This window comes from Citrobacter europaeus, from assembly GCF_037482245.1.
Classification (GTDB): domain Bacteria; phylum Pseudomonadota; class Gammaproteobacteria; order Enterobacterales; family Enterobacteriaceae; genus Citrobacter; species Citrobacter europaeus.
In genome coordinates this window covers 3,923,550-3,950,416 of the sequence record NZ_CP148084.1, presented here as the reverse complement: position 1 = coordinate 3,950,416, position 26,867 = coordinate 3,923,550, and the positions used below count along the sequence as shown (strand labels likewise).

Here is a 26,867-nt window from a genome sequence, read left to right as displayed (position 1 = left end):
ACAGAATAAAAAAGTGAGGACATTGTGAGCGATTCTGCGGCAAATAATATTCTGTCCATCTACCGACGCCATGCGGATGCCTTTGCCAGTCAGCGCTCACGCGCCCTGTTCGAGAAAAGCTGGCTGGATAAGTTCATCACCGTGATGGGCGGGCAGGGCAGCATTGTGGATATTGGCTGCGGCAACGGTCAGCCGATTGCCGGTTATTTTATCCAGCAAGGCTTTCAGCTTACGGGCATTGATGGTTCTCAGGCGATGCTGGCCCGCGCCCGGCACTCATTTCCCGCACAGCGCTGGCTGGAGCAAGATATGCGCGAGCTGGTGCTTAACGAGACGTTCGGCGGCCTGATCGCCTGGGACAGCTTTTTCCATCTAACCCAGCAGGACCAGCAAAAGATGTTCCCGATCTTTGACCGCCTCAGCCATCCCGGTAGCGCGCTGATGTTTACCAGCGGTACGGACAACGGCATTGCCATGGGGCAATTTGAGGGCGAGCCGCTGTTTCACGCCAGCCTCGCGCCGGACGAATACCGCGCATTGCTGTCAGCGCATGGCTTTGCGGTGGTCGAGATGATGATGGAAGATCCGCAGTGCGCCGGACATACCATCTGGCTGGCGCAAAAAAGAGGCTAATCGCCGCGAAAGGTTTTACGCCATTCAGCCGGGCTAACGCCAAAATGGGATTTAAAATGTTGGCGCCAGGTGACGGGCGACTGAAAACCAACCTGTTCGGCGATACGTTCAACGGGTAACTGGCTGGACTCCAGCAACGTCTGACTACGACGCAGGCGCTCGGCAATCAACCATTCGGCCACGCTTGACCCGGTGGCCTTCATAAAATGGCGGGTGAGTGTGCGACGACTCATCATCACCCGCTGCGCCAACTCGTCAAGATTATGCGGTTCGTGGAGATGCAGGCGCAAATAGTCGAGCAGGACGTTGATGCGCTGATCTTTGGTATTTTTTGCCACCGGTTGTTCGATAAACTGTGCCTGGCCGCCCTCGCGATGTGGCGGCACAATCATCCGTCGGGCAATCTGATTCGCTACCGTGCTGCCAAAGCGCTGACGGATGACATACAGACAGCAATCCAGCGCGGCGGCGGTGCCTGCCGAGGTAATAATGCCGTCGTCATCCACGTACAGCGCGTTGATATCCAGACGGGCCGCCGGAAAGCGCGCCTGAAAATCCTGCTCGAACTCCCAGTGCGTAGCCGCCCGTTTGCCATCCAGCAGACCGGCATAGCCGAGGACAAACGCGCCCAGACATAGCCCGACAATCTGTGCGCCGTTTTGTCGTGCGTGGTTGAGCGCATCCAGCAGGCTTTGTGGTGGACGATGCGCGGTGGTACCCCACCAGGGGATCACCACGATGTCGGCGGCCTCAACCGCTTCATAGCCGTAAGCGGCGGTAATGGAGAAGCCATCCTGTGAAGAAACGATCCCCGGCTGTTCGGCGCACAATTGCACCTCAAAACGCTTTTTCGCCGCCACTTTGTCACTGAAAATAATACACGGCACCGAGAAGTGAAACGGGCTGAAATCTTCCACGGCAACAATGGCGACGTTAAGCGGTTGCATACGGTTCCTCTGTGGGTTTTTAAAACGTCAGGGTTTCGCCATCTTCCGGCACGTTAACAAATTGCGCAATCTGGTTATCGCGGGCGTACTCTTGCAGTGCCGCGCGGGTCAGCAGACAGTGGTTAATCGCCTCCATATGGGTCGCCACAATTTGTGCTTCGGGTAGCGTGAAGTGGGTTTTGAGTACATCTTCCGCGCCCATGATGATTGGGCCAAACCCGATAACGTGGGCAAAACCTGCGTTCAAAATAACCACGTCTGGCTGGAACGTCCGCATATTGTTTTCCACCTCGTCGCGCCAGATGGTGTCCCCAACCAGATACAGCGTTTTTTCCGCCGGATGCTGGAAGATAACCCCGCAGGCATCACCCAGACGCTCAGCCATTTGCGGGATAGCGTAGGCGCGATCCGAACCGTGTTGACCGCCGGTTTTACGCAGGGTGATATCGCCGATCATGGTGTTCTGCGCCAGTACGTTCACTTGTGTAAAACCCTGCTCGCGCAGCACCTGCGCATCGTAATCGTTTTGCACATAAATAGGTTTGTCTTTCGGCACGACGCGAGCTGCGACCTCATCCCAGTGATCTTCATGCAGATGGGTCACGATCAGCGCGTCGACGTTGAGCAGGGTTGCGATATCAACGGGCAGATCGACGGTTGGGTTGCGGATCTCCGCGCGTGCCGTTCCGGCAAAACCCGGATACGCGCCTTTCGCTGCCAGCATCGGATCGATCAGAAAAGTCATTCCACCAAAGGTGATGCGCTGTGTGGCGTTACGAATTTGTGTGATGTTCATGGTATTTACTCCACGTGTTGGGTCAGTGGTGTCATCGTAGAGTGTTGTCCAGAAGATGAATGTGGGCAAATGGGCGACTAGCGATGGGATTGGGCCAACAGAATAAGAATAATTTATTTTAAAAATATAAAAAATCCTAAAATGCAATAGGAGTGAAGTGAAAAAGCACTTAATGTCTTTACTTTTGTTTACATTTTGTGCTTTTTTAAAACAGTCGGCTGTGCTTTGCAGTCAAGTTCGCTTTCGTACTTTTTTGGGGGTTGGGGTGACGTTCAGGGATGAAAGAAAGTTGGCATTACTGATTGGGATGTTAATTTTGCCGTTCACAACTGCTTCTGCCGCACCACTCTCTCCTGCGGATCGTAATACCATTCAGCAGCAACAGCAGCAGCTACTTAATGAAAACCAGCGTCAGCGTGAAGAGCTGGAGCGTAGCGTTACGTTGCCTGAAACCGTAACGCCGAAAACACCAGCCCGGGCTGAAGGGCCGTGTTTTATGATTTCGCGCATTGATATTGACGGCGCAACGAAGTTGTCCGCCGCTGCCTCGGCAAAGCTTATCGCGCCGTGGGTGAATCAATGCCTGGATATTCCCCGGCTGACGGAACTGACAAATGCAATTTCCGACTGGTATATCAGTCGAGGCTATATCACCAGTCGTGCCTTTTTAACCGAACAGGATCTCTCATCCGGGGTGCTGCATATCGCGGTGCTTGAGGGGAAATTGCAGCAAATACGTCTGGAAGGCGTCCCATCGCGCACTCTGCTGATGACCTTTCCCGGAATGGAAGGAAAAATTCTCAATCTGCGTGACATTGAACAGGGGATGGAGCAGTTGAACCGCGTTCGCCAGACGCCGGTGGAAATTGAAATTTTGCCGGGCAGTCAGCAAGGGTTCTCAATAGTTAACCTCACCGCCACGCCAGAATTTCCACTCAATGGTTCAGTAAGTTTTGATAACAGCGGGCAAAAGAGCACCGGAACCGGGCAACTCAGTGGTGCATTATTTTTCAATAATATGCTCGGCCTGGCAGATAAATGGTTTATCAGCGGCGGACGCAGCAGCGATTTTTCCAGTAGCAAAGATGCGCAGAACTTTGCAGCCGGTGTGAGTATTCCTTATGGCTACGGACTGCTTGATTACAGCTACAGCTGGAGTAACTACCTCAGCACTATTGATAACAATGGTTATGCCTGGCGTTCCACTGGTGATAGCGAAACCCATCGGTTAAACGGATCCTGGGTTTTGTTTCGCAATGGTGATGTCAAGACCGCTGCATCGCTGGGTCTCACGCATCGAATTAACCGTAACAGATTGAATGATGTCCTGCTGGAAACCAGTAGCCGCAAGCTTTCCAGCGTTTCGCTGGGCATCAACCATACGCAAAAAATTGCTTCTGGCGTTGCGACGTTTAACCCTTCATTCACCCAGGGCGTGCCGTGGTTTGGCGCAGAGGATGACAACGATAAACAGGGGGATGTGCCAAGGGCGGAATTTCGCAAATGGAGCGTCAATGGCAGTTTTCAGCGCCCGTTGGCAGAAAAACTGTGGTGGCTTAGCAGCGTCTATTTTCAATGGTCTGTGGACCGACTCTACGGCAGTGAACGCCTGACGCTGGGCGGAGAAACCTCCGTTCGCGGTTTTAAAGAACAATACATTTCTGGAGATAACGGCGGCTACTGGCGCAACGAAGTGAATTATTCGCTGTTTACGCTGCCGGTATTCGGACAGATTGGCGCGATGGCGGCATTCGACGGCGGCTGGCTGAAACAGGATAGCGTTGACAGGTATGCCTCCGGCACGTTGTGGGGGGCTGCGCTGGGATTAACCAGTTCAGGTCGCTGGTTTTCCACTCAGTTTACCGTAGGAACGCCAGTTAACTATCCGGACTGGCTGGCCCCGGATCATCTCAATGTGTATTACCGCGTTGCGGTGGCATTTTAAGGAACAAGGGTGATGAAAAAGGATCAGGTTCGTTTTTCCCAGCGTTTGCTAAGCGGCATGTTGAGTTTCCTGCTGGCTACCCAACCACTGCTTCCGGCGATGGCTGCCGTCATCACGCCTGAAGGCAATACGCAGATGGATAAAGCCGCCAATGGTGTTCCGGTGGTGAATATTGCCACGCCGAACCAGTCCGGGATTTCACACAATAAATATAACGACTACAACGTGGGAAAAGAGGGGCTGATCCTTAACAACGCGACCGGGCAATTTACCCAAACTCAGCTCGGCGGCATTATCCAGAATAACCCAAACCTACAGCCAGGAAAGGAAGCTTCAGGGATCATCAACGAAGTTACCGGCGCTAACCGTTCGCAACTGCAGGGCTATACCGAAGTCGCGGGGAAAGCCGCCAACGTCATGGTCGCTAACCCCTATGGCATTACCTGTAATGGTTGTGGATTTATCAACACGCCTAACGCCACCCTGACCACTGGTAAACCTGTGTTGGACGCCAATGGCAACCTGCAGTCGCTGGATGTAAGCAAGGGCAGTATTACCATCGAAGGTAAGGGGTTGGATGGTAGCCAGAGCGATGCAGTGTCGATTATTGCTCGCGCCACGGAAATCAATGCTGCGCTACACGCCAAAGATTTGACAGTTATCGCTGGGGCGAATCGCGTTGCGGCGAATGGCCAGACGAGCCCGCTAAATGGCGAAGGAGAAGCACCGAAAATCGCGGTTGATACCGGCGCGTTAGGCGGCATGTATGCTAATCGAATTCATTTGGTCTCCAGCGAGAAAGGGCTGGGGGTCAACCTCGGGAATCTGAATGCCCGTCAGGGTGATATCACCCTCAATGCTAACGGGAAATTAACGATCGGCAACAGTCTGGCAAATGGTGGTCTTTCTGCCAGGGGCGAAGGCGTCACGCTAACCGGTAGTCATAAGACCGCAAGCGGGATGACCATCAACAGCACCGGGGCGTTAGCGCTACAGGATGCAAATCTCTCCAGCGGCGCAAACGTGCAGTTGGGTAGCGATGGCAAGGTGACGATCGATGGTGGCGGGATTGCCGCAGCTGGCGAGTTGCAGGTGGCTGCTAAACAGGATGTAGCCGTTGCTGCAACCACTCTGGTTAGCCAGAAAAACACCTCACTGCGCAGTGACGGCTCGCTGACAGTCACCGACGGCAACCTGACCAGCAAAGAAAAACTGGATGTCGAGGGTACTCATGGACTGACGCTGACCCGTTCCACGCTGGGTAGCGATGCTGATGTTAGCCTTAACAGTAACGGCGATCTGTCGGCGAAAGGGGGATTGCTCTCAGCAGGTAACGGATTAACGCTGAAGGCGCAGCGCATAGCACTGGATAACGCCAGTCGGGCCGATGCGAAAGGCGCATTAAGCCTGACCGGTAGCGAAATGAACAACCAGGGACAGGTTAATGCGGGAGATGCTTTATCTCTCTCCGGTGACCTCCTCGTTAATGGTGGTCAACTGGCGGCAATCGGCAGTCTTGATACTTCTGTCAGCAGCCTTAGTAACACAGGTCTGATGCAGGGTAACAGCGTATCGGTCCGCAGCGGGTCGCTGGATAATATGGGCACGCTGGCGAGCGGCAGCCAGCTTTCAGTTCAGACGGCATCGCTCAACCAGCAGGGGATCCTGAGCGCGAAAAACGATGCGGATATCCGGGCAGATGTCACGCTGCGTAATAGTGGAAAGTTGCTCTCTGATGGCACTCTAACGGTGCAGGCCGCGTCAGTTGAACAATATGGCGTCCTCTCTGGCAACCAGGGGGTAACGCTCAATACTGAAAACCTCACTGCCGCGAAAGATTCGCTGATCGCCGGGCAACAAGACATACGGTTAAACGTTACGCAAAACCTTAACCTGAACGGTCAGGTTAATGCCGCCGGTGCGCTTAACGTCGGTGCAAAGCAACTGACTACCGGCAAAGACGGTCATTTACAGAGCGGTCTGGACCTTGCGATTACCGGCAATAGCGTGATGCTGGACGGCGTACAGGCGGCGAAAGGTTCGCTGGATGTGACGGCTGACAGGCTCAGTCATGGCGGGAAATCCACCGGGGCACGCGTTGGTTTCAGCGCACAGCAGTCAGTTGATAACCATGGCGAACTGTTGGCAGACACCCTGACGCTCAGCGCGGCGACGCTGACTCATAGCGGCAGCGCCAGCGCTGAACGCATCTCGATTATTGCACCTGAACTGCTGACCAGCAGCGGCTCTCTGATAGCCGACACGCTAACTCTCCACAGTCAGCATGTTGTGAATAGCGGTCTGATGCAGGGCAACGCGGCAATGGACCTGCAGATTGATAAGTTAGATAACCTTAGCGGCGGCTCGCTCTATGCCAGGCATTCTCTGGCGTTGGATATTCCGTATCTGACCAACCATGGGCTGATTACCACCGACGGTTCATTGCATCTCAACGGCCGCCAGTTGGTTAACGGCGGAGAAATTAACGGCGTTAATCTGCAAAGTGAATATGCGACGGTAAAAAACGAGGCCGCGGGGCGCCTGCTGGCGGACACGTCATTATCTGTTAACGGACAGCAGACAGATAACCTCGGACTCATGGCTGCTGATACTCTCGCGCTGAACAGTCAGGACGTGAAAAACGACGGGAATGTGTTGTCGGTGGGTGAATTGAGCCTGAAGAGTCAGACCCTGCACAACACCGGCTTGCTGCAGGGCGGCACGCTGAATCTGGAAGCAAATACGTGGCAAAACAGCGGTAATGCGTTGGGTGAAACGGGGGTAACGGCGACAGTACACGACGCGTTCACTAACCAGGGTAAGGTACTCAGTCAACAAGGTATGACCGTGCATGCCGCCAGTGCGAATAACAGCGGAATGCTGGCGGCGAAGGTGCTGGCATTACACGGCGATCTCAGCAACAGTGGGATCCTGCAGGGGAATCAGACGCTCGCCTGGGATGGCAATCGCTTCACTAACCTTGCTGGTGGGCAGGTGACCAGCGGTGAAGATCTACAGCTTAGCGGAAAACGTTTCGAAAATGATGGCCAACTGGAGGGCCGTACGGCGGCGATTAGACTGGATAACCTGCACAATAGCGGCAGCGTTCAGGCACTGGATAGCCTGAAAATTAAGGCTAACGGGCGACTGGATAACCAGGGATCGCTGCGCAGTCTCAACCTGTTCGAGTTGGCTGCGGCGCAGTTGTTTAACGACAAAACGATTGCAGCAAAATCCCTTAGCATTTCCGCGCCGGAGCTTATGAATAACGGCATTGTGCAGGGTAATTCGGCACTACAGCTCACCACCCGCAATCTGTTCAATGGCCAACAGGGGCAGTTGGTTAGCGGTGCGGGGCTGGATTTAGGCCTCGATTCGCTGGAAAACCACGGTCTGCTGCTGACAAATACCAACTTCACGCTGCGCGGCAACACATTAATTAACGCCGGTGATATTCAGGCCGATTCCCTGGACCTGACGCTGGCAAACTCAGTTGAAAACCAGGGTAACCTGGTGGCGAAACAGGGGGCGTCGATAAATACTGCCTCTCTGGATAACCGCGGTACGCTGGCGGCGAAAAGTGTCACTCTGGATGGAAAATCCATCCGTAACAGCGGTCTGGTTCAGGGTAATGACAGTACCTCGGTTTCTGCGAATAACTTCACCACGGATGCTACAGGTAAATGGTTGGCCGGTAATGCGCTGTTGGTGCATACCGGTGCGATGGAAAACGCCGGCGTACTGCAGGGAAATACCCTGACATTCACTGCCGACTCGCTGAATAACAGCGGTGTGCTTAACGGTTTACATGGCCTGGAAGGCAAGCTATCCGGGCGACTTACTAACCCCGGACACATTCAAAGTGGCGGCGCGCTGGCGCTTACGGCTGATGATATCAACAGCGCCGGACGTATTGCCGGTGACAGGCTGACACTTGCAGCCTCGACGTTAAACAATTCAGGCCTGTGGCAGGGGACGAACGGGCTTGCGCTGTCTGGTGATGTTCTCACGACGGGTACAACCTCCCGTACGCTGAGCGGCGGCGCGTTGACCTTTGATGCTGGCAATATAACGACGCAAGGAACGCTGCAGGGGCAGCAGCTTACACTGACCGCTGATAACTGGCTGCACAAAGGATCGCTGATAAGCCTGGGTAATCTGACGGCTACTGTAAACAACGGCCTTACCACATCAGGCGATGTGATGAGTCATGGCGGAATGTCACTAACCGCGCAGCAGCTTGATAACAGCGGAAAACTGCTCAGCGAGAGCGACGTAACGCTCGACGGCGCACAGTTCGATAACAGTGGCACGGTACAGGGAAATACCCTGACCCTGCAGCAAAACCGGATCCACAATCAGGGCACGCTGACCGGCCTGCAAAGCCTGACGCTGGAGGCTCGTCAGCGTCTGATGGCGCGAATGGCGATGGCTTCACCGCAACAGGAATTGATTAACGCAGCAGGTGGTTCACTGCTGACGCAGGGGGCGCTGAAACTCACTTCTGGCGATGTGACGAATAATGGCACGTGGCAGGGACAGTCCGTTCTGCTCAGTGCGCAAACGCTGACAAACAATGGGGCAATACAAAGCGCCGACGCCCTGCAACTCACGCTCGCAAATAACCTGACTTCTGCGGCTGGCAGCAAAATTACCGCCCTTGGTAACGCGACGCTACAGGCGCTTTCTCTGACTAACTCCGGGCAATGGACGGCGAAAAATCTTACGCTGAAGGGGACAACCCTTGATAACAGCGCGGCGGTTAGCGGCGTAAATGCGCTCACGCTTGCCATGAACGGCGCGGTCAGGCAGCAGAAAGCGGGCAGTATGCTGAGCGGCGGCGCGTTGGATCTGACTGCGGCGTCAGTCACCAACGAGGGTAAAATTCAGGGTGCGACGCTGGGCATGACGACCGGCGCATTGACCAACAGCGGAAGACTACAAGGGGATAATGGCGCAACGCTGTCGCTGAGCGGTGATTTGATAAACCAGGCTTCCGGGGAGATTGTCAGCCGCCAGGGGCTGACGCTTTCTACGCCAGTGCTGTCCAACTACGGTTTGATGCAGGGCGGTGGAGAGACTCATCTTAACGCCACAACACGCGCGCTCAATGACGGCAAACTGCTTTCCGGCGCGGGGCTGACGCTGACCACGGCGCAGTATTCCGGCGCAGGCTGGTTACAGGCGACAAATCTCATTCTGAATGCGACAACGGCCACCAATGACGGTAACTGGCTGGCCGACAGCGCCACGCTTGCAGGGACCCGGTTTACCAACCAGGGAACCGCGCAGGCCGGTCAACTGTCGGTGAAATACGCGCAACTGACGAATAACGGTACGCTGTTAGGGAACTCGCAACTGAGTGTGAATGCCAGTGAAGTTAATCAGAATGCGGCCGGGAAACTGTTCAGCGGCGGCGACCTGTCCGTTGAAAGTCGCGGGCTGGGTGCGTTGGGACAGGTGGTTGCGCTGGGTAATCTGACGCTGAAACTGGTGAATGGTTTTACTGCGCAAAGCGCGTTTGCCGCGGGTAAAACGCTGACCATTACCAGCGATGGCGCTATCGACAACCGTAGCGTGCTTCAGGGGCAATCGCTCAACCTGGCGGCGGGCGGACAGCTCAGCAATAACGGGCAAATTACAACGGGCAACGGTGCGAGCCACCTCAGTGGCAGCAACGTGGCGCTCAATGCCGCCGGAACGTTACAGGGCGGTGGCGATATTACGCTGACCAGTCGCGGTAATATTTCAGTCGCTGGTTTCACCGGAACGCGTGGCTCTCTGACGCTCAATGCACCGGGCGCCATCGTCAATACGGCGCTGTTGTACGCGGCAAATAATCTGGCGCTTTATGCTAACACCATCACCAACCAGCGCGGCGATATCCTCGCGGGCAACAATCTGTGGATGCAGCGAGATGCTGCGGGCAATGCCAACAGTGAAGTGGTCAACACTTCCGGCAATATCGAAACCCAGAACGGTGATATCACCATCAAAACAGGACATCTGCTGAACCAGCGGGATGGGTTGAAAACAAACCAGACACAAATAGCTGGATCAAACAGTATTCCAGGGATAGGTGATGCGACAATAAAAGTTGATATAAGCGAATTACCGTCAGGCTCCTATGGTGTTAATGGTTATTCCTACACAACAGAATCAGGAGCCTGTAACGCACATGGAGCCTGTAGCTACCACCATTATTATCAGTATTACTACGCGCCGTTCAAAGATACCGCGACGCAAAAATTCATTTCCAGCCAGGTAAAAACAGAGGTTTCCAGCTCTGGCGGCGCAGCTCGTATTTCATCAGGGCGAAATCTGTCAATTGGCGCAAACACGCTGGATAACGCAGCCAGTACTATTCTGGCAAATAATAATATCGACCTTTCAGGAAGCACATTAAATAACCAGAGCTGGCAGTCCGGGACGCTTACTGATTATCTGGTTTATACCTATACCCCAGAGAAATACTCACGTCAGAAATTTGCCGTAAATAATATAGATGTGTTACCTCCGCGTTATAACGAGGGGAGAAACAGTAAAGGTGAAACTATTGTGCTTCCTAAAGAACGCACAATAACATTTACCCTGGAAGGGCATGACCGGGTTCAGGAAGGGGGAGAAACGTACCGTTCTGTGATTCAGGCGGGCGGTAATGTAAACGCCAGGTTTACTGCTTCTATTGGCAACGAAAACGCAACCTCTGGTGGGGGACGGGTTAGCAATACCATCGTTACCCCGACCCTCAACACCCTCAGCAACCAAACTATCAGTAATGGGGTGCAAAAGCAGGCACTGGCTGGCAATGACACGGTGAGCGTCAGTTCCCCACAGTGGAACGATCGACTGCATGACGCATTGCAGCAGATTAACGGCGGAGGCGCGCTGGAAAGCGGTGGCGTATCAGACTCTACGCTCAACCCTGTTTCTACCACGCAGAAAGGTAACGCCAGCCTCGGTCAACTCAATGGCCTGATTAACCCAGGCGAGAAGGGCGTGAATGCCGCCGGGCAAAATCAGGGCAAAACGGTGGATACCAGCTCGTATCCGTTACCTTCCGGAAACAACGGGTATTTCGTCGTCTCTGACGATCTGAAAAGCCCGTACCTGATCAACGTTAATCCGAAACTGAACGGTCTTGGTCAGCTCGATCCCAGCCTGTTTGGTGAATTGAATGCAATGCTGGGTATCAAACCTGGCGAAGCGCCGCGTGAAACCAATATTGCGTATACCGATCAAAACCAGTTCCTTGGGTCGGCCTATATGCTCGATCGTCTCAAACTGAACCCGGAATATGACTACCGCTTCCTCGGTGATGCGGCGTTTGATACCCGCTATGTCAGTAACGCCATGCTGAATCAGACGGGAAGTCGATATATCAACGGTATTGGTTCTGACCTTGATCAGATGCGTTATCTGATGGATAGCGCTGTCAGTACCCAGCAGTCGCTGGGACTGAAATTTGGCGTGGCGCTGACGGCCGATCAAATAGCGTCCCTTGAGCACAGCATGCTGTGGTGGGAAGCCGCGACCGTCAACGGTGAGACAGTAATGATACCGAAGCTGTATCTCTCGCCGAAAGATATCACCGTGAACAACGGTAGCGTCATTGCCGGGAATAATGTCCAACTGACTAGCGGGAATATCACCAACTCCGGCAGTACGCTGTTGGCGAGAAACGATCTCACTCTCGACAGCCAAAACAGTATTAACAACCTTAACAATAGTCTGATGCAGGCCGGGGGTAATCTCGACCTGAGCGCGAGGGGGGACATTAATAACGTCAGCTCCGCCATCAGCGGAAAAACGGTGGCGCTGGAAAGCCTGGGCGGCAACATCAATAACCTGACGCTGGCGGAACAGATTGATGTGAGTGCCAGGGACAAATACCGCAATGTGAGCTTTAAAGATACGTTGCTGGGGTCTACGGCATCCATTACCGCGCAGGACGGATTGTCGCTCTCGGCAGGCAAAGATATCACCGTTACGGGCGCCAATCTCTCTGCGGGCGGTTCATTGTTGATGGAGGCGTGGGGAGATATTGCGGTAAATGCCAACCAGATTAACGATGCTCGGAGCCACTCCGGACGCTGGATAACAGAGACGGGGCGTTCGTCAGTGGACTGGCAGGGTAGCACCATCAGCGCGGGCGGTAACCTCGGTATCAATGCCGGGAATAACCTCAACGTCACCGCCAGCGATGTTAACGCGGGGGGGAATGCTCAGCTTACAGCGGGTAACGATCTCAATCTGAATGCGGCCACCACTCAGCAAAGTAGCCGTAACGGCGGCAGTGAATCGCACAGCACAGGGCTTTCCCGTACCACCGTGTCAGCGGGTGACAACCTGGTGTTGAAAGCGGGCCAGGATATTAATTCCCATGCGGCCGGGCTGGCTGCGGAGAATGATGTCGGTCTCCAGGCCGGGCGTGATGTCAACATGCTGGCTGAAGCAACGACAGATGGCGACAGTTATCGTGCGAAGAAGAAAACCGTGGTCAATGACGCCGTACGCCAGCAGGGAACGGAAATTGCCAGCGGCGGCGACGCCGTCATTATTGCCGGGCGTGATGTAAACGCACAGGCAGCGGATGTTACGGCGCAGGGCGATATCGGCGTAACGGCAGGCCGGGATGTGAATGTTACGACCGCCACAGAGAGCGATTATCACTACCAGGAAACCACGAAAACCAAAAAAGGATTCCTCAGTAAAAAGACTACCCATACGATTGAAGAAGACAGCGCTACGCGGGAAAAAGGCGCGCTGCTGAGTGGGAACAATGTGACGGTCGCCGCCGGGAATAACATTCTGGTACAGGGCTCAGCCGTTGCCGGTGACGGCAATGTGGCGCTGGGGGCTGGCAACAATGTGGATATCGTTGCTGCCACCAATACGGATACCTCATGGCGCTTTAAAGAGACTAAAAAGAGCGGTCTGATGGGGTCGGGCGGGATCGGTTTCACCATCGGTAGCAGTAAAACGACGCACGATCTGCGCGAACAAGGCACCACCCAAAGCGAGAGCTTCAGCACTGTCGGCTCAACGGGGGGCAACGTCAGTATCACCGCAGGCCAGCAGGCACATATCGGCGGCGCGGATATCATCGCCCAGAAAGATATTGCTGTTCGCGGCGACAGCGTACTTATTGAACCGGGTCATGACAAACGCACCCGTGATGAGAAGTTTGAGCAGAAAACCAGCGGACTGACGGTGGCGCTGTCGGGGGCTGCTGGCAGTGCGGTGAACAGCGCGGTTTCAGCAGCGCAGGGGGCAAAACAAAGCAGCGATTCCCGACTGGCGGCACTGCAGGGTACGCAGGCAGTGCTCTCCGGAGTACAAGCCGGCCAGGCCGTGGCTCTGGATCAGGCGAAAGGGACCGCTAAAGACAATACCAATACGATAGGTATTAGTGCCTCTCTGGGCTCACAGTCCTCAAAATCGACCTCCCATAGTGAGCAGGATTCAACGACGGGAAGTACTCTGAACGCAGGCAACAGCGTCAATATCACGTCCACAGGTAGCGATATTACTATTGCTGGTAGTGAAGTGAAGGCCGGTAAGGATGTGGCACTGGATGCCGCCCGGGACGTGAATCTCATCGCTTCACAGGATACGCAACTGACAACCGGTAAAAACAGTAGCAGCGGTGGCAGTATTGGCGTGGGTATCGGCGTGGGCTCTGGTGGTGCGGGGATCAGCGTCTCGGCGAACGCCAACAGCAGCAAAGGGCATGAGAAAGGCAACGGTACCTGGCAGAATGAAACCACGGTGGATGCGGGTAATCAGGTCACGATACACAGCGGGCGGGATACCACGCTTGCTGGTGCGCAGGTCAATGGCAAACAGGTGACGGCGGATGTAGGCCGCGATCTGACGATAACCAGCACACAAGATAGCGACCACTACGACAGTAAACAGAACAGCGTGAGCGGAGGAGTGGGGTACACCTTCGGCGCGGGGACCGCTTCCGCAAGTCTTAATGCCAGCCGCGACAGGATGAAGAGCGACTTTGATTCAGTGCAGGAGCAGAGTGGCATCTTCGCGGGTGACGGTGGCTTTGATATCACAGTGGGCAAGCACACCCAACTGGATGGCGCGGTCATTGCTTCTACCGGTTCGGCGGATAAAAACAGTCTGGATACGGGCACGCTGGGCTTTGGCGATATCCACAATCAGGCAGATTACAAAGTGGAGCACCAGGGGGGAGGGATCAGTACAGGGGGCAGTATTGGTCAACAGTTCGCGGGTAATCTGGCGAACGCCCTGATTGCCGGAGGTGGCAGCAGTGGGCATGCGGAAGGAACAACGCAGGCGGCGGTGAGTGAGGGGACGATAACGGTTCGCGACACGGAAAATCAGAAGCAGGATGTCGCCGGTCTGAGCCGTGATGCGGAGCATGCAAACGGCAGCATCAGTCCGATTTTTGACAAGGAAAAAGAGCAGAAGCGCCTGCAGGAAGTGCAACTGATAGGCCAGATAGGTAACCAGGCGGCGGATATCGCGAGGACGCAGGGTGAGATAAATGGCCTGAATGCGGGTAAAAAAGCGCTGGCAAAGGAAGGTATTCCTGAGCCGGATGTGAACGCCAGTGATGAAGAAAAAGCAAGATACCAGACGCAACTACGGAACTCAGCGGCATATAAGACCGAGCAGGCAAAATACGGCACGGGTAGCGATATTCAGCGGGGGATTCAGGCTGCCGTAGGCGCTCTGCAGGGGCTGGCTGGCGGTGATATTGGCGCGGCGCTGGCGGGTGCATCGGCACCGGAGCTTGCCAATATCATAGGCCATAAGGTGGGCCTCGATGAGGATGATATCGCGGCTAAAGCCATCGCGCATGCGATACTGGGCGGTGCTGCGGCGGCTATGCAGGGGAACAATGCAGCAGCCGGAGCGGCTGGCGCAGCGGCAGGAGAGCTTGCTGCGAATGCGATACTGAAAACGATGTATCCGGGCAAGCACGCCAGCGAGCTGGATGAAAGTGACAGGCAGTTAGTCAGCAATCTTGCGACCATCGCATCCGGTCTGGCAGGTAATCTGGCCGGTGGTGATTCGAAAAGCACGACAACGGGTGCGCAGTCTGGTAAAAACGCAGTTGAGAATAACTATCTGAGCAGTAAGCAGTTAGATGCCTGGTCCGCTGAAATGAAGTCCTGTCAGGCGAAAGGCGGTGACTGCGGCGGTATTATCAAAAAGTACGAAGAGTTGAGTACGGCACAGCAGAAGCAACTGATCAGCGACTGTGCAGCTAGCCCGGCAACCTGCCAGCAGAAATACGGTGATGTACTGACTGACAGTCTGGCGGTGAAGCAGGCAATAGATCGTGCTCTGGGTGAAGATATCCCGATCAAGATGGTCTACGATCTGACGGCGACTTTTGCGCAGCAAATGCAGGCCGAAGGGGTTGTCGCGACCAACAAAGTCTCGGAAGCACTCCAGAAAGAATACGGTCTGGATGAAGTTCAGGCGGGAATAGTCGCGAGCGCTGCGGCGTCAGCATTTGGGGGAATTAGTAAGGCTAAAGGGAATTCCCAGCCTAAAATTGAACAAATCCTCAAGCCAGAGAAAAACTGGGAAACTGCTCGAAACAAGGCATTGGATCTTGTAGGTAATTTAGGAGCGGACTCTAAGCCAGTTATCGGACGTTTGGAAGTCAGCGCTGGTAATGGGAAAGTCATAGGGCGGCAATCCAGCGACGGAAAAGTTGGTTGGCGTGTTGATTATGATCCTGAAAAAGGCACACACATCAATATATGGGATTACTCGCAGGGTAAAGGCCCTGGAAAAGCGGTGAAGCAAGTCATACCTTTTGAAGGCAATGAAAAGTCTTTTGAAACAATATTGAAACAGCTAAACAGGTAGAGCAAATGACTTTATTTGATGAGTGTCGGGAAGCACTGAGTGCTGATTTTAATATAGTAGAGGGGCTGGCTCAGCAGGAGGCTCTGGGCATTTTAAATAAGTATCCTCTCGCGAAAGGAAGTGTTACTTGGTCAGAGATCAGGCATTCTGATTATGAGAGTTTTGATGAGCTATTGAGTGCAAACTCTGTAAAAAACGATGACATGTTTGTCTTTGCAGATGATGCAAGTATTCCAGTTTTTAGGTCAAATCTAAGATTAATCGCTGAAAATATCTATGACGTAACAGCTTTATCGCCCAAATTATTCATTTTTAATGATGAAGTGATAATACAACCTTTATTCCCAACTGATATGTTCCGTTTAGGAATCAAGAAATAGTGGGAAAGCTTGCAAATCCCGGCCATTATGCCGGGATTTTTTTTGCGCGTCATCTGCCATAGCTTTACACGGTTTTCCTCTCAACAGCGGGACAGGGTAACAACGCAAAAAAAAACGTGGAGAAAATGCAACAGGGAAAAACCGCTGTAACTCACGGAAAGCACAGGGCAAAACTGTTTCATCACAGCAATGTGCACAGGATCGAGTTGTTGTTGAGAATAATGCGCTGGCAATCCCAGCTCCGCCGCCACCGGTCGCAGGCAACAATACCGGCGATGCGGTGAACGATGCCAACAGCAACGGCCCTGGACAAGAAGCTGAAAGAAATGAAGGAGGCGCTGGATAAAGCGACCCAGTGTTCCTTCGGTCGGGCCTGTTCTGCTGATGATGTAGGGCAGACAGAAGGGCCGAATGCGGGCAATAACCTGACGGATGCTGAGAAGGCTGAATTTGGTGGTGCAGGTTCAGGAACGCCGGGCGGCTGGGAGCCGCAGGATGAGGAGAATGCGCAGAACAGTCAAAAGCAAAATATTACTGTTGAGGATTTAACCTCGACATCATCGAAGGGGCCTGAAACTACAGGGCGTTCAAAACTTTTCGAAAGAACAGGTGGTAGTAATGCTGCTAATAAAGAGTTCGATGCCTTATCTCCCACAGAAATTAAAGAAATACCAAGTGGAAGGGGCGGTAAACTACCCGATGGGCGAACGGTTAGCGATATTCAGCGGGGTATTCAGGCTGCCGTAGGCGCTCTGCAGGGGCTGGCTGGCGGTGATATTGGCGCGGCGCTGGCGGGTGCATCGGCACCGGAGCTTGCCAATATCATAGGCCATAAGGTGGGCCTCGATGAGGATGATATCGCGGCTAAAGCCATCGCGCATGCGATACTGGGCGGTGCTGCGGCGGCTATGCAGGGGAACAATGCAGCAGCCGGAGCGGCTGGTGCAGCGGCAGGAGAGCTTGCTGCGAATGCGATACTGAAAACGATGTATCCGGGCAAGCACGCCAGCGAGCTGGATGAAAGTGACAGGCAGTTAGTCAGCAATCTTGCGACCATCGCATCCGGTCTGGCAGGTAATCTGGCCGGTGGTGATTCGAAAAGCACGACAACGGGTGCGCAGTCTGGTAAAAACGCAGTTGAGAATAACTCGCTCAGTGGTGATCGGGCCCGCGAAGCGGCGAAACAGGCTGCTGAATCCCTGAAAAATCAGGTCAGGGAAAAGCTGGCTGAAAGCGGAACTGTCCTGCGCTGATTACGTTCGTGGGTGAATACTAGCCGTACCTGTCAGCATACTGTGCAGGGGGAAAGCGGTTTTTTGCGTAGTAGCTCGTGGTTTTACGGGTCATCTGGTAAAACACCTGAATCTGCTTGGGCAACGGCGGGTTCTGGCATAAAATTTGTGTCAGCGAAAATCAACTTCTTGTAAATAGTCATGTGCTAAGCGGAATAAAGGTGTTTGTGCTCCTTTGCTTCTACACTATTTAACCTATGGCTATCACACCGTAATTAATAAAAATGTCGTCATTTAAAAATGGCATGTTTATTAAATGCAAAGTGGCTCCAGAAAATAGTGTTGATATATGTAATGTGTTACAGCCAATAAAACAGATCGCGAACCATGAAATAAGAATGCTATCATTCACATCAGACGCGGCAGGCAACTGCTGGCACACGCATTCACCCCGGAGCACCTGATGAACAACGACATTCCGCTAAAATATTATGATATCGCCGACGAGTACGCGACCGAGGCCGCAAAGTCGGTGAGCGATGCCGAACGCGACGCGCTGGCGCATTACTTCCAGCAGTTGATCACTCGTTTGATGAACAACGAAGAGATCAGTGAAGAAGCGCAGCAGGAGATGGCAACCGTGGCCGGCGTCGACCCACTGCGTATCGATGATATCGCGGAGTTCCTCAATCGCTGGGGTAACGAGTAGCCAAAGACATGGCCTGTGTTTTACACTGCGCGCAAATTGAGTAGATATACTCTACGAGTATTAGGTTTAATCAGGCGGAAACAGCAATGAACGGAACAATCACAACGTGGTTTAAAGATAAAGGCTTTGGATTTATCAAAGATGAAAACGGCGACAACCGCTATTTTCATGTGATTAAGGTTGCTAATCCTGAGCTGATCAAGAAAGACGCGGCGGTGACCTTCGAGCCTACCACCAACAACAAAGGCTTGTCTGCCTATGCGGTAAAAGTCATACCAGACAGCAAATACATCTATATCGCAGGCGAGCGTCTGAAGCTCACGGCGATCAAGTCATACCTGGTCTACAGCGAAGAAGTCCCTGCTGAGACTCGTATCGACAAAGAAAATGCGGTGCTGTCTGTTGGCGTGCTGATGAATAGCATCCGACCGAAATCAGACGTCAAGCCTGGCGAAATGCGCACGCTGAAAAAGCTGGCGATCACCACCTTCCAGGGGACGACGCTGATTTTCTCGGAAGATGAAATCGATATCGACGAGACGGTGAAACTGCTTAAGGTCTGAAGCCCTGCGGACTGAATGAATACCGAAATCCTGCTCTTTATTGAATCGGGGTTTCGGTATTTTTATTTCGGGCGTGGGAAGAACAACGTTGTGCCAGAAACAGACATCCAGTTGAGTTGGATACGTCTAATGACCACATATGGCGTTTACTTTCTCTGTAATAAATCCCATCGATTACCATAGAGGTCCTCAAAAACAACAACGGTACCGTATTCTTCTTCTCTGGGGGCTTCGCAAAACTGAACGCCAACCAACTTCATTGCATTGTAATCATGCCAAAAATCATCGGTTTGCAGAAACAGGAATACGCGTCCGCCACATTGGTTACCGATGAATGCTTCCTGAATCTCATTAGCCGCTCTGGAAAGTAACAAATGACAGTCACTGTCGGGGTTCGGTGATACCACAACCCAACGTTTCCCCGGTTGCGGAGTATCTTCAATCAGGGTAAAGCCGAGCTTATTTGTGTAGTAATCGATAGCTCTGTCGTAATCATCGACAACAATCGAAATATATCCCAGACATTTTTTATTCATTTTTAATAGGCCACCCAGTTTCAACTTACTATTTGTACTTGCTATTTTATCATTAACAGCAGCGCTTTTAAGCATTCTGCCAAAAAGTTATTTCCTTACTTTCGTTATTACCCTCCTGACCAATTCCTCTATTTTTATGCAACCTTTGGATTTACCACGTCATCCATCAGTATGTAACGTGCTTCCTGGCGTGAGTAGTGATCGATTAACGGCACAAGTCGTCGGAAGTGTTCGCTGGCACAATGTTCATCGAGAGCCGCGTGGTTTGGCCATTCTTCGATAAAAACAAAATGGCCCGGATCTTTTTCATCAATATAGAGGTCATATGCAATGCACTGCGGTTCTTTCTTCGTTGCCGATATTAGCTCACGATACAAAGGGAGAACGGTTTCAATGAACTCAGGTTTGATGAAATCTTCGGCAATGACCTTTAACATGCAGCCTCCTGGCTGAAAATGAATGCACACTATGCGATGAAGATATATTTAGGGCAAGACGTCACAGTGTTATTTTGGTCAGCGAGTGAGTTATTCCAGCTATCAATCAGATGATCCGCAAATCGTAAAGGCCGATCCCGGCCAGCAGTGCTTAAGCACTCATTCGGTTGTATGAGCGGGGAGATACGGTTCCCACTTCCGGGTGAGCGTCAGCCGACGACCACGTTGCCAGAGTTTATATAAAGTCTGGCAACGGAGGTGTTATGAGCTGGCGGCCCTTTTTGTATTTGATTATTAATCCTCACCCGATATTAAGCGCCCGGCGTGGTCATCTGCGTCTGGTGCAGGGTTGACTTTGCATTCTGTTAACAAACGCGGTATAACAAACCTTCTTTGGATGTTTAGATGTCCATACGTTTAGAAGGTCATATGCAAACAACACAACAAAATGCGCCACTGAAGCGCACAATGAAAACGCGTCACCTGATTATGCTCTCCTTAGGCGGCGTGATTGGCACAGGGTTATTCTTTAATACCGGGTACATCATCTCCACCACCGGAGCGGCGGGAACGCTGCTGGCCTATCTGATTGGTGCGCTGGTGGTCTGGCTGGTTATGCAGTGTCTGGGCGAACTGTCGGTGGCGATGCCGGAGACGGGGGCGTTTCACGTCTATGCTGCGCGCTATCTTGGCCCGGCAACGGGGTATACCGTGGCCTGGCTTTACTGGCTGACCTGGACCGTGGCGCTGGGTTCGAGTTTTACCGCCGCCGGATTTTGTATGCAGTACTGGTTTCCACAGGTGCCGGTATGGGTTTGGTGTGTGTTGTTCTGCGTGATTATTTTTGGCCTGAACGTTATCTCCACGCGCTTTTTTGCCGAAGGGGAGTTCTGGTTCTCGCTGGTAAAAGTTGTCACTATCATCGCCTTTATCATCCTCGGTGGGGCGGCGATTTTCGGTTTTATCCCGATGCAGGATGGTTCCCCCGCGCCGGGGCTGAGTAACATCACGGCAGAAGGCTGGTTCCCGCACGGCGGCTTACCGATCCTGATGACTATGGTGGCAGTGAACTTTGCTTTTTCGGGTACCGAGCTTATCGGCATTGCCGCGGGTGAAACAGAAAACCCGCGCAAGGTTATCCCGGTGGCGATTCGTACCACCATCGCGCGGCTGATTATTTTCTTTATTGGCACCGTGTTTGTGCTGGCAGCGCTGATCCCGATGCAGCAGGCGGGCGTGGAGAAAAGCCCGTTTGTGCTGGTGTTTGAGAAAGTAGGGATTCCGTACGCCGCCGATATTTTTAACTTCGTGATCCTGACGGCCATCCTGTCTGCGGCGAACTCCGGGCTGTACGCCTCCGGGCGCATGCTGTGGTCGCTGTCGAATGAACGTACGCTGCCAGCCTGTTTTGCCCGAGTGACGAAAAACGGTGTGCCGCTGACGGCACTGTCGGTCAGTATGTTTGGCGGTGTGCTGGCGTTGTTTTCCAGCGTGGTGGCTCCGGATACGGTATTTGTTGCGCTGTCGGCAATCTCCGGATTTGCGGTGGTGGCGGTGTGGCTGAGCATATGCGCCTCGCATTTTGTTTTTCGCCGCCGTCATCTGCAACAAGGTAAGGCATTGAGTGAATTACATTATCGTGCGCCGTGGTATCCGCTGGTGCCGGTATTAGGTTTTGTGCTGTGCCTGGTGGCCTGTGTAGGGCTGGCATTCGATCCAGCGCAGAGAATTGCGTTGTGGTGCGGGTTACCGTTTGTCGCGTTGTGCTATGGTGCTTATTTCCTTACTCAACCCCGTAACGCAAAACAGGAGCCAGAACATGTCGCAGAATAATCCGTTACGCGCTCTCCTTGATAAACAGGATGTCCTGTTGCTGGATGGCGCGATGGCGACGGAGCTGGAAGCGCGAGGGTGTAACTTAGCCGACAGCCTGTGGTCAGCCAAAGTGCTGGTAGAAAACCCGGAGTTTATCCGCGAAGTTCATCTTGACTATTACCGGGCGGGGGCGCAATGCGCGATCACCGCCAGCTATCAGGCGACGCCGGCGGGCTTTGCCGCGCGAGGTCTGGATGAAGCGCAGTCGAAAGCGCTGATTGGCAAAAGCGTGGAGTTGGCGCGTAAAGCCCGTGAAGCATATCTGGCAGAGAACCCGCAGGCGGGCACGCTGCTGGTGGCGGGATCCGTCGGGCCTTACGGCGCGTATCTGGCGGATGGCTCTGAATACCGTGGCGATTATCAGTGCAGCGCCGAGGCGTTCCAGGCGTTTCATCGCCCGCGTGTGGAAGCCTTGCTGGATGCCGGGGCAGATCTGCTGGCCTGTGAAACCCTGCCAAATTTTGCCGAAATTCGCGCACTGGCTGAGTTGTTGACTGCGTATCCGCGTGCGCGGGCATGGTTCTCGTTTACCCTGCGCGACAGCGAGCACCTGAGCGACGGTACGCCGCTGCGCGACGTGGTCGCTTTCCTTGCGCAATATCCGCAGGTGGTGGCGTTAGGCATTAACTGCATTGCGCTGGAGAACACCACTGCCGCGTTGCAGTATTTACACAGCTTAACGGCGCTGCCGCTGGTGGTGTATCCGAACTCGGGCGAGCATTACGATGCGGTCAGCAAAACCTGGCACCATCACGGTGAGCATTGCGCGCAACTTGCGGATTATCTGCCGCAGTGGCAGGCCGCAGGCGCAAGGTTGATTGGCGGATGCTGTCGCACCACGCCTGCGGATATTGCCGCGCTAAAAGCGCGAAGCTGAGAGTTTATCGGGCCTACATCGTTCACTGTAGGCTTGATAAGCGCAGCGCATCAGGCATTGCTGGGGGGCGGCATAAGCGCCTTAGCGGGTCTACAGTGAATGATGTGACGATACGGCTATTGTGATTTTAGGTAATAGAACGCACTCACTCGTAGCAGGCCTTAAAGCAAATCTGCTGCTACTTACGACCGGATTGTTGACCAGATATAGGGTGCATTGATATAAAATTAAAGAAGGGACTCCACTGGAGTCCCTTTATTTAGAAAATGATAAAAAAAACGATCATTATTGGAATGCAAATCAATAATGACAATGATTCAATTCTAAATCCTAGTGTTAATTTTTTTGGAAGATTTCTTATTAGATTATATCCTTCTACGCTTATGCCGTGATGTAAATGTTTATGGTATTTAAAGTTTAAGCTTCTAGTTATAAAACTAACTTTAGTATTATATAAGTATGGAGTAATAAAAACACTTGCATCTTTGCATGACTTTGTTGAAATTGGTAGGTGACCTATCTCTCTTTCGTATATTTCAACTATTTTTTTGTACGCTTTTTTATTATAAAAATAACATATCATGAATATTAAAAAATCAAATAAAAAAGCAAGACAAATTAGGTTTTTTATAATCACCTCATTTTGAATTAAAAATATTTTCATATATAATATGCTCCCCTACATATTCACCAGCATTTTCGCCATATTTTTCTACAAGTTTACTTGTTGCAATAGTAACACCAACCCCTGTAGCAAAACACAGTGCAGCACCGACCCCACCAGCTTCTATAGTAGAAAGCCCTAATACCCACGTACAAACCACATTTGCGGCACGTCCAGCCGCCAGACCAGAAAGCATACTACTAGCCTGTTTGAATCCAAATTTACTATATTCAGTGATAGCGGCTTTTTTACAAGCACTTTCACGACCTTTTGAACAAGCGTCATAAACATTTGATGTATATCCGGCAAAATCTAAACCTATGCCAACAAAACCAACTGTTTTCATTAGATTCATTAGTTTTGCCGAGCGCTCAATATATGTAGCATAACCTTCAATATTATCTATTCCCGTTTTATCCCATTTATACATAATTGAACTTGTAGATAAACCTAATGCTTTTTTAATGCTATTATATTCTTCTAATTTAAGCTGGGTTTTTGAAAATTTGTTTAAAACAGCATCTAGCTTTTTAAACAGTCTTGCCCGTTGACCAAAGAATTCTTCCCCCGATATAATTCCTTTGTTGTGGCCATACGTATCTTTATACAACTCCTGAATTTCAATTAATATTTTTTTATTTCTTCGTAATAACTTTTACCTACTTCACTAATATAACCAAAACCATCTCCAGCATTTCCTAAATAATCACCGAAAAGTTGATATGAAAATGCATCCACGGCTCCTCTGTTATCATGCAATAACTTTGCATCCTGCAAGGTAAGTGGGGCCAGAGCTTTATCAATTCGATCACGCGCTTTTTGCAATGTTTCAATCTGTTGCTGATCTTGCTTTTCAGGATCAACAACAATCAGAATTGAACCAGGTTGTTTTTTCATATCAGGGTTCAGTTTGTGATACAGCTCTCTCGTACCCTCGGGGGGGTTAACGAAAATATACGGCTCATATGTTGATGGCTTTGACTCATAGGGCAATACACAAAATCCCCCATCGACAGGCTCACGAGGCGGTTTATCCTCTTCACCCGGACAATATGGTCCAGGTGCCATCGTGAGCGGTTTTGGCGAGTTCTGCGGCGCTACAGAGACCACTCTGTTTGTGACTGGCTTAGGTGCGGAGAGAACTTCACTCTCATAGAAATAAGTGACATTTGAAATTGAGTTAATAAATCTGCATTTGCAGGGGCATGTGCCAACGCTATGTGCTGTTCCGGCAGCTTGAACACCATGTATAAAATAACCCGGTTGTCCTCCTACTATGTGGTAGAGTTTTTTATCTTTACCGCATATATAGCTATCGCCATGTCGTGCCGTTGGCTGTCCGTCGAGTATATGATTAGTACAACCTGTTAAAATAGTACCACCGCAGGTTGTTTTATCACCGACCCTTAAAAAATATGCAATTCCCATACAATTCTCATTTTAATAAAGTTAAGTTTTCCGGATTGCAAAAAATCCAGTCATTTTTCCATGTTGTCATGTAAACACAGTCTTCGATTTTATTTGATTCTTTGAATTGCATATTATTATAAGCGATTAGACTTTGTTCTTTTAAATAGTCATTATGATAATTACATTGCGATTGAGTATGACTTAGAAAATCAGGGAGTCTTTTCTTCCACATTTGATGAAATCTATCTGTAACTTCTTCAGGTATTTTTAGGGTAGGGAATTTTTCATTTTCACTGAAACTGCTAAAAGTATATTTGACGGGGATTATAACTTGAGCCAGATGATAACCATGATATATAATATTGTATTGTTTATCAGCCCATAAACCCGCACTCAACAGCAGATAATAATCATCACTATTTTTGATGATTTTATTATTTTTTACCATTTCCTCAATGTTAAAATCATTCAGTGCATATACGCTCCACTTTTCATTAAATTTTTTCTCTAGGTAAACAGAGTAAATTGATGCTTCCATCTTTGAATAAAAGATTAAAATCCCCTCGATACTTCGATCGTATTTCCTCCACAACGGTTCTAACATTTTTTCGTTTTTATGCGTTGTTTTGTTGTATATCCCGCTGACACGACCCAATACCCATAATTCGTGCTCGCTTATATATTGAGTGATTTGGTTTTCTTCCTGGTAAAAATACATTTTTGAATCTCTCTCATCCGTTGAAAGCGTGATGACATACTATTTTCTCTGTAAAAGTTGTGCGGCTGATCGCATAAGTAATAAAAAAGCCTGAATCCATTTAAGGATGATTCAGGCTTGGAATAATTAAGTTTATCTGTATTTATTTAATAAATATTTTATAAGAATTTTTCCTTCTCTATAATCAAATTAATTTTATCTGGTCCGTTGTTTGATCGTAGCCCGGCACAAATCATGCCGCATCCGCCAGGACAAACATGCCGTACGGGTGGATTTCGAGGTAATACTGCTCGCCGACGTCCGGTTGCAGACGCGTAGCATTGACCTGCAATAAAATCTCCTGCCCGTGCCACTCCACCGTGACCTCATACTGGGGTCCCATATACGCGACGTGGCGGATCACGCAGCGCTGACTCTCTTCACCGCGATCGCTGAGCGTGATCGCTTCCGGACGCACGCCGACAATGCCTTCACCTTGTGTATCAAAGTGCAGCGGGCGCGGCAGATGATAGCCGTAGATATCAACGTATTTGTCGCTGAAGGTAGCCGGGAACAGGTTGGCATCGCCCATAAAGCTCGCCATAAAACGGGAGGCGGGCTGGCGATAGAGATCCTGCGGTGAGCCGATCTGCATGATGTGTCCTTTGTTCATCACCAACACGGTATCAGAAACCGCAAAGGCTTCGCTCTGATCGTGGGTGACGTACAGCGAGGTGATATCAAACTGCTTTTGCAGTTCGCGGATCTTGTCGCGCATGCTGCGACGCAGGTTGGCGTCGAGGTTACTTAACGGCTCATCAAACAGCAGCACTTTCGGTTTGAGGATCAACGCGCGAGCCAGCGCCACGCGCTGTTGCTGACCGCCGGAGATCTGATCGACAAAGCGGTCTTCGAAACCCTCCAGATCCACCATCGCCAGTGCCTCTTTGACGCGAGCTTTCACCTCTGCGCGCGACACGCCGAGCATCTTCAGGCCATAACCGACGTTCTCCCCCAGCGACATATGCGGGAACAGGGCATAGGACTGAAACACCATACAGATATCACGCTGCTGAATAGAGCGATGAGTGACGTCTTCGCCATCAATGTAAATCTGTCCTTCGCTCGGTTTTTCCAGCCCGGCGACCAGGCGCAATATGGTGGTTTTGCCGCAGCCGGATGGGCCGAGCAGGGTCACCATTTGCCCCTGCTGGATGGTGAGGTTGATATTGTCTATTACCGTATTACTGCCAAATCGTTTAGTGACGTTGCGCAGTTCAACGAAATTTTTCTGAGTCATA

16 protein-coding genes and 1 pseudogene are annotated in these 26,867 nt (G+C 51.5%); 9 read left to right on the top strand and 8 right to left on the bottom strand.

The annotated features are described in order from the left end of the window. The first annotated feature begins 24 nt into the window (after positions 1 to 24). Positions 25 to 633, top strand: coding sequence for a class I SAM-dependent DNA methyltransferase (locus tag WHR59_RS18585; protein ID WP_200007611.1), 609 nt, complete (start codon positions 25 to 27; stop codon positions 631 to 633). Here WHR59_RS18585 and WHR59_RS18580 read toward each other — a convergent pair. Beyond that, positions 630 to 1,580, bottom strand: coding sequence for a GlxA family transcriptional regulator (locus WHR59_RS18580; protein WP_338843363.1), 951 nt, complete (start codon positions 1,578 to 1,580; stop codon positions 630 to 632). The genes WHR59_RS18585 and WHR59_RS18580 overlap by 4 nt on opposite strands. A 19-nt stretch (positions 1,581 to 1,599) precedes the next feature. Continuing rightward, the gene (locus WHR59_RS18575; protein WP_338843362.1) at positions 1,600 to 2,376 is read right to left on the bottom strand and encodes an MBL fold metallo-hydrolase; all 777 of its coding nucleotides are present in this window, start codon (positions 2,374 to 2,376) and stop codon (positions 1,600 to 1,602) included. 307 nt (positions 2,377 to 2,683) lie between these two features. Here WHR59_RS18575 and WHR59_RS18570 point away from each other — a divergent pair, with 307 nt between their 5' ends. From WHR59_RS18570 to WHR59_RS18545, 6 genes and pseudogenes are all read left to right on the top strand, one after another. Continuing rightward, on the top strand, positions 2,684 to 4,321 hold the full coding sequence (locus tag WHR59_RS18570) for a ShlB/FhaC/HecB family hemolysin secretion/activation protein (RefSeq protein ID WP_231125754.1): 1,638 nt from the start codon (positions 2,684 to 2,686) through the stop codon (positions 4,319 to 4,321). Positions 4,322 to 4,333: 12 nt separating this feature from the next. Next, positions 4,334 to 16,186 carry a hemagglutinin repeat-containing protein gene (locus WHR59_RS18565; RefSeq protein ID WP_338843361.1) on the top strand — a complete coding sequence of 3,951 codons (11,853 nt, stop codon included), beginning with the start codon at positions 4,334 to 4,336 and terminating at the stop codon, positions 16,184 to 16,186. A 5-nt stretch (positions 16,187 to 16,191) separates the two neighbouring features. After that, positions 16,192 to 16,566 carry a hypothetical protein gene (locus tag WHR59_RS18560; RefSeq protein WP_000171782.1) on the top strand — a complete coding sequence of 125 codons (375 nt, stop codon included), beginning with the start codon at positions 16,192 to 16,194 and terminating at the stop codon, positions 16,564 to 16,566. Between the two features lie 707 nt (positions 16,567 to 17,273). Beyond that, positions 17,274 to 17,747, top strand: a pseudogene (locus WHR59_RS24515) (VENN motif pre-toxin domain-containing protein); the annotation flags it as partial. 514 nt (positions 17,748 to 18,261) lie between these two features. Then, the gene (locus WHR59_RS18550; protein ID WP_043015341.1) at positions 18,262 to 18,507 is read left to right on the top strand and encodes a YmjA family protein; all 246 of its coding nucleotides are present in this window, start codon (positions 18,262 to 18,264) and stop codon (positions 18,505 to 18,507) included. Positions 18,508 to 18,593: 86 nt separating this feature from the next. Continuing rightward, a complete protein-coding gene (locus WHR59_RS18545; RefSeq protein ID WP_016151966.1) occupies positions 18,594 to 19,070 on the top strand; it encodes a cold-shock protein in 477 nt (158 codons plus the stop codon). Positions 19,071 to 19,216: 146 nt separating this feature from the next. Here the strand turns inward: WHR59_RS18545 and WHR59_RS18540 are convergent, their stop codons facing one another. Both WHR59_RS18540 and WHR59_RS18535 read right to left on the bottom strand, forming a co-directional pair. After that, complete coding sequence (locus WHR59_RS18540; protein WP_075146335.1) at positions 19,217 to 19,606, bottom strand: VOC family protein; 390 nt, start codon at positions 19,604 to 19,606, stop codon at positions 19,217 to 19,219. A gap of 134 nt (positions 19,607 to 19,740) precedes the next feature. Continuing rightward, positions 19,741 to 20,043, bottom strand: a complete 303-nt coding sequence (locus tag WHR59_RS18535) for a putative quinol monooxygenase (RefSeq protein ID WP_199994231.1) — start codon at positions 20,041 to 20,043, stop codon at positions 19,741 to 19,743. A 429-nt stretch (positions 20,044 to 20,472) separates the two neighbouring features. Between WHR59_RS18535 and mmuP the strand changes: the two genes are divergently transcribed. Both mmuP and mmuM read left to right on the top strand, forming a co-directional pair. Beyond that, complete coding sequence (gene mmuP / locus WHR59_RS18530) at positions 20,473 to 21,876, top strand: S-methylmethionine permease (RefSeq protein ID WP_199994230.1); 1,404 nt, start codon at positions 20,473 to 20,475, stop codon at positions 21,874 to 21,876. After that, positions 21,863 to 22,795 carry a homocysteine S-methyltransferase gene (mmuM, locus tag WHR59_RS18525; RefSeq protein WP_100194024.1) on the top strand — a complete coding sequence of 311 codons (933 nt, stop codon included), beginning with the start codon at positions 21,863 to 21,865 and terminating at the stop codon, positions 22,793 to 22,795. The genes mmuP and mmuM overlap by 14 nt, the downstream gene beginning before the upstream one ends. A 638-nt stretch (positions 22,796 to 23,433) precedes the next feature. On the opposite strand, the gene WHR59_RS18520 is transcribed toward mmuM, so the two are convergent. From WHR59_RS18520 to fbpC, 4 genes are all read right to left on the bottom strand, one after another. Then, positions 23,434 to 24,069, bottom strand: coding sequence for a hypothetical protein (locus WHR59_RS18520; protein ID WP_338843358.1), 636 nt, complete (start codon positions 24,067 to 24,069; stop codon positions 23,434 to 23,436). Positions 24,070 to 24,083: 14 nt separating this feature from the next. Beyond that, a complete protein-coding gene (locus tag WHR59_RS18515) occupies positions 24,084 to 24,887 on the bottom strand; it encodes a PAAR domain-containing protein (RefSeq protein WP_338843357.1) in 804 nt (267 codons plus the stop codon). Positions 24,888 to 24,894: 7 nt separating this feature from the next. Continuing rightward, positions 24,895 to 25,587 (bottom strand): hypothetical protein, encoded by a 693-nt coding sequence (locus WHR59_RS18510; protein ID WP_087051656.1) that lies wholly within the window; start codon positions 25,585 to 25,587, stop codon positions 24,895 to 24,897. A 232-nt stretch (positions 25,588 to 25,819) separates the two neighbouring features. Beyond that, a complete protein-coding gene (fbpC, locus tag WHR59_RS18505; protein ID WP_338843356.1) occupies positions 25,820 to 26,866 on the bottom strand; it encodes a ferric ABC transporter ATP-binding protein in 1,047 nt (348 codons plus the stop codon). Between the last annotated feature and the right edge of the window lies 1 nt (position 26,867).

What these genes read in the sequence shown, in the direction of transcription:
- WHR59_RS18565 (WP_338843361.1), top strand. Translation starts at nt 4,334, where the DNA reads ATGAAAAAGGATCAGGTTCGTTTTTCCCAGCGTTTGCTAAGCGGCATG.
- WHR59_RS18515 (WP_338843357.1), bottom strand. Translation starts at nt 24,887, where the DNA reads ATGGGAATTGCATATTTTTTAAGGGTCGGTGATAAAACAACCTGCGGT.
- WHR59_RS18540 (WP_075146335.1), bottom strand. Translation starts at nt 19,606, where the DNA reads ATGAATAAAAAATGTCTGGGATATATTTCGATTGTTGTCGATGATTAC.
- WHR59_RS18510 (WP_087051656.1), bottom strand. Translation starts at nt 25,587, where the DNA reads ATGTATTTTTACCAGGAAGAAAACCAAATCACTCAATATATAAGCGAG.
- WHR59_RS18560 (WP_000171782.1), top strand. Translation starts at nt 16,192, where the DNA reads ATGACTTTATTTGATGAGTGTCGGGAAGCACTGAGTGCTGATTTTAAT.
- WHR59_RS18580 (WP_338843363.1), bottom strand. Translation starts at nt 1,580, where the DNA reads ATGCAACCGCTTAACGTCGCCATTGTTGCCGTGGAAGATTTCAGCCCG.
- WHR59_RS18575 (WP_338843362.1), bottom strand. Translation starts at nt 2,376, where the DNA reads ATGAACATCACACAAATTCGTAACGCCACACAGCGCATCACCTTTGGT.
- WHR59_RS18535 (WP_199994231.1), bottom strand. Translation starts at nt 20,043, where the DNA reads ATGTTAAAGGTCATTGCCGAAGATTTCATCAAACCTGAGTTCATTGAA.
- fbpC (WP_338843356.1), bottom strand. Translation starts at nt 26,866, where the DNA reads ATGACTCAGAAAAATTTCGTTGAACTGCGCAACGTCACTAAACGATTT.
- WHR59_RS18545 (WP_016151966.1), top strand. Translation starts at nt 18,594, where the DNA reads ATGAACGGAACAATCACAACGTGGTTTAAAGATAAAGGCTTTGGATTT.
- WHR59_RS18550 (WP_043015341.1), top strand. Translation starts at nt 18,262, where the DNA reads ATGAACAACGACATTCCGCTAAAATATTATGATATCGCCGACGAGTAC.
- mmuP (WP_199994230.1), top strand. Translation starts at nt 20,473, where the DNA reads ATGCAAACAACACAACAAAATGCGCCACTGAAGCGCACAATGAAAACG.
- WHR59_RS18570 (WP_231125754.1), top strand. Translation starts at nt 2,684, where the DNA reads ATGTTAATTTTGCCGTTCACAACTGCTTCTGCCGCACCACTCTCTCCT.
- mmuM (WP_100194024.1), top strand. Translation starts at nt 21,863, where the DNA reads ATGTCGCAGAATAATCCGTTACGCGCTCTCCTTGATAAACAGGATGTC.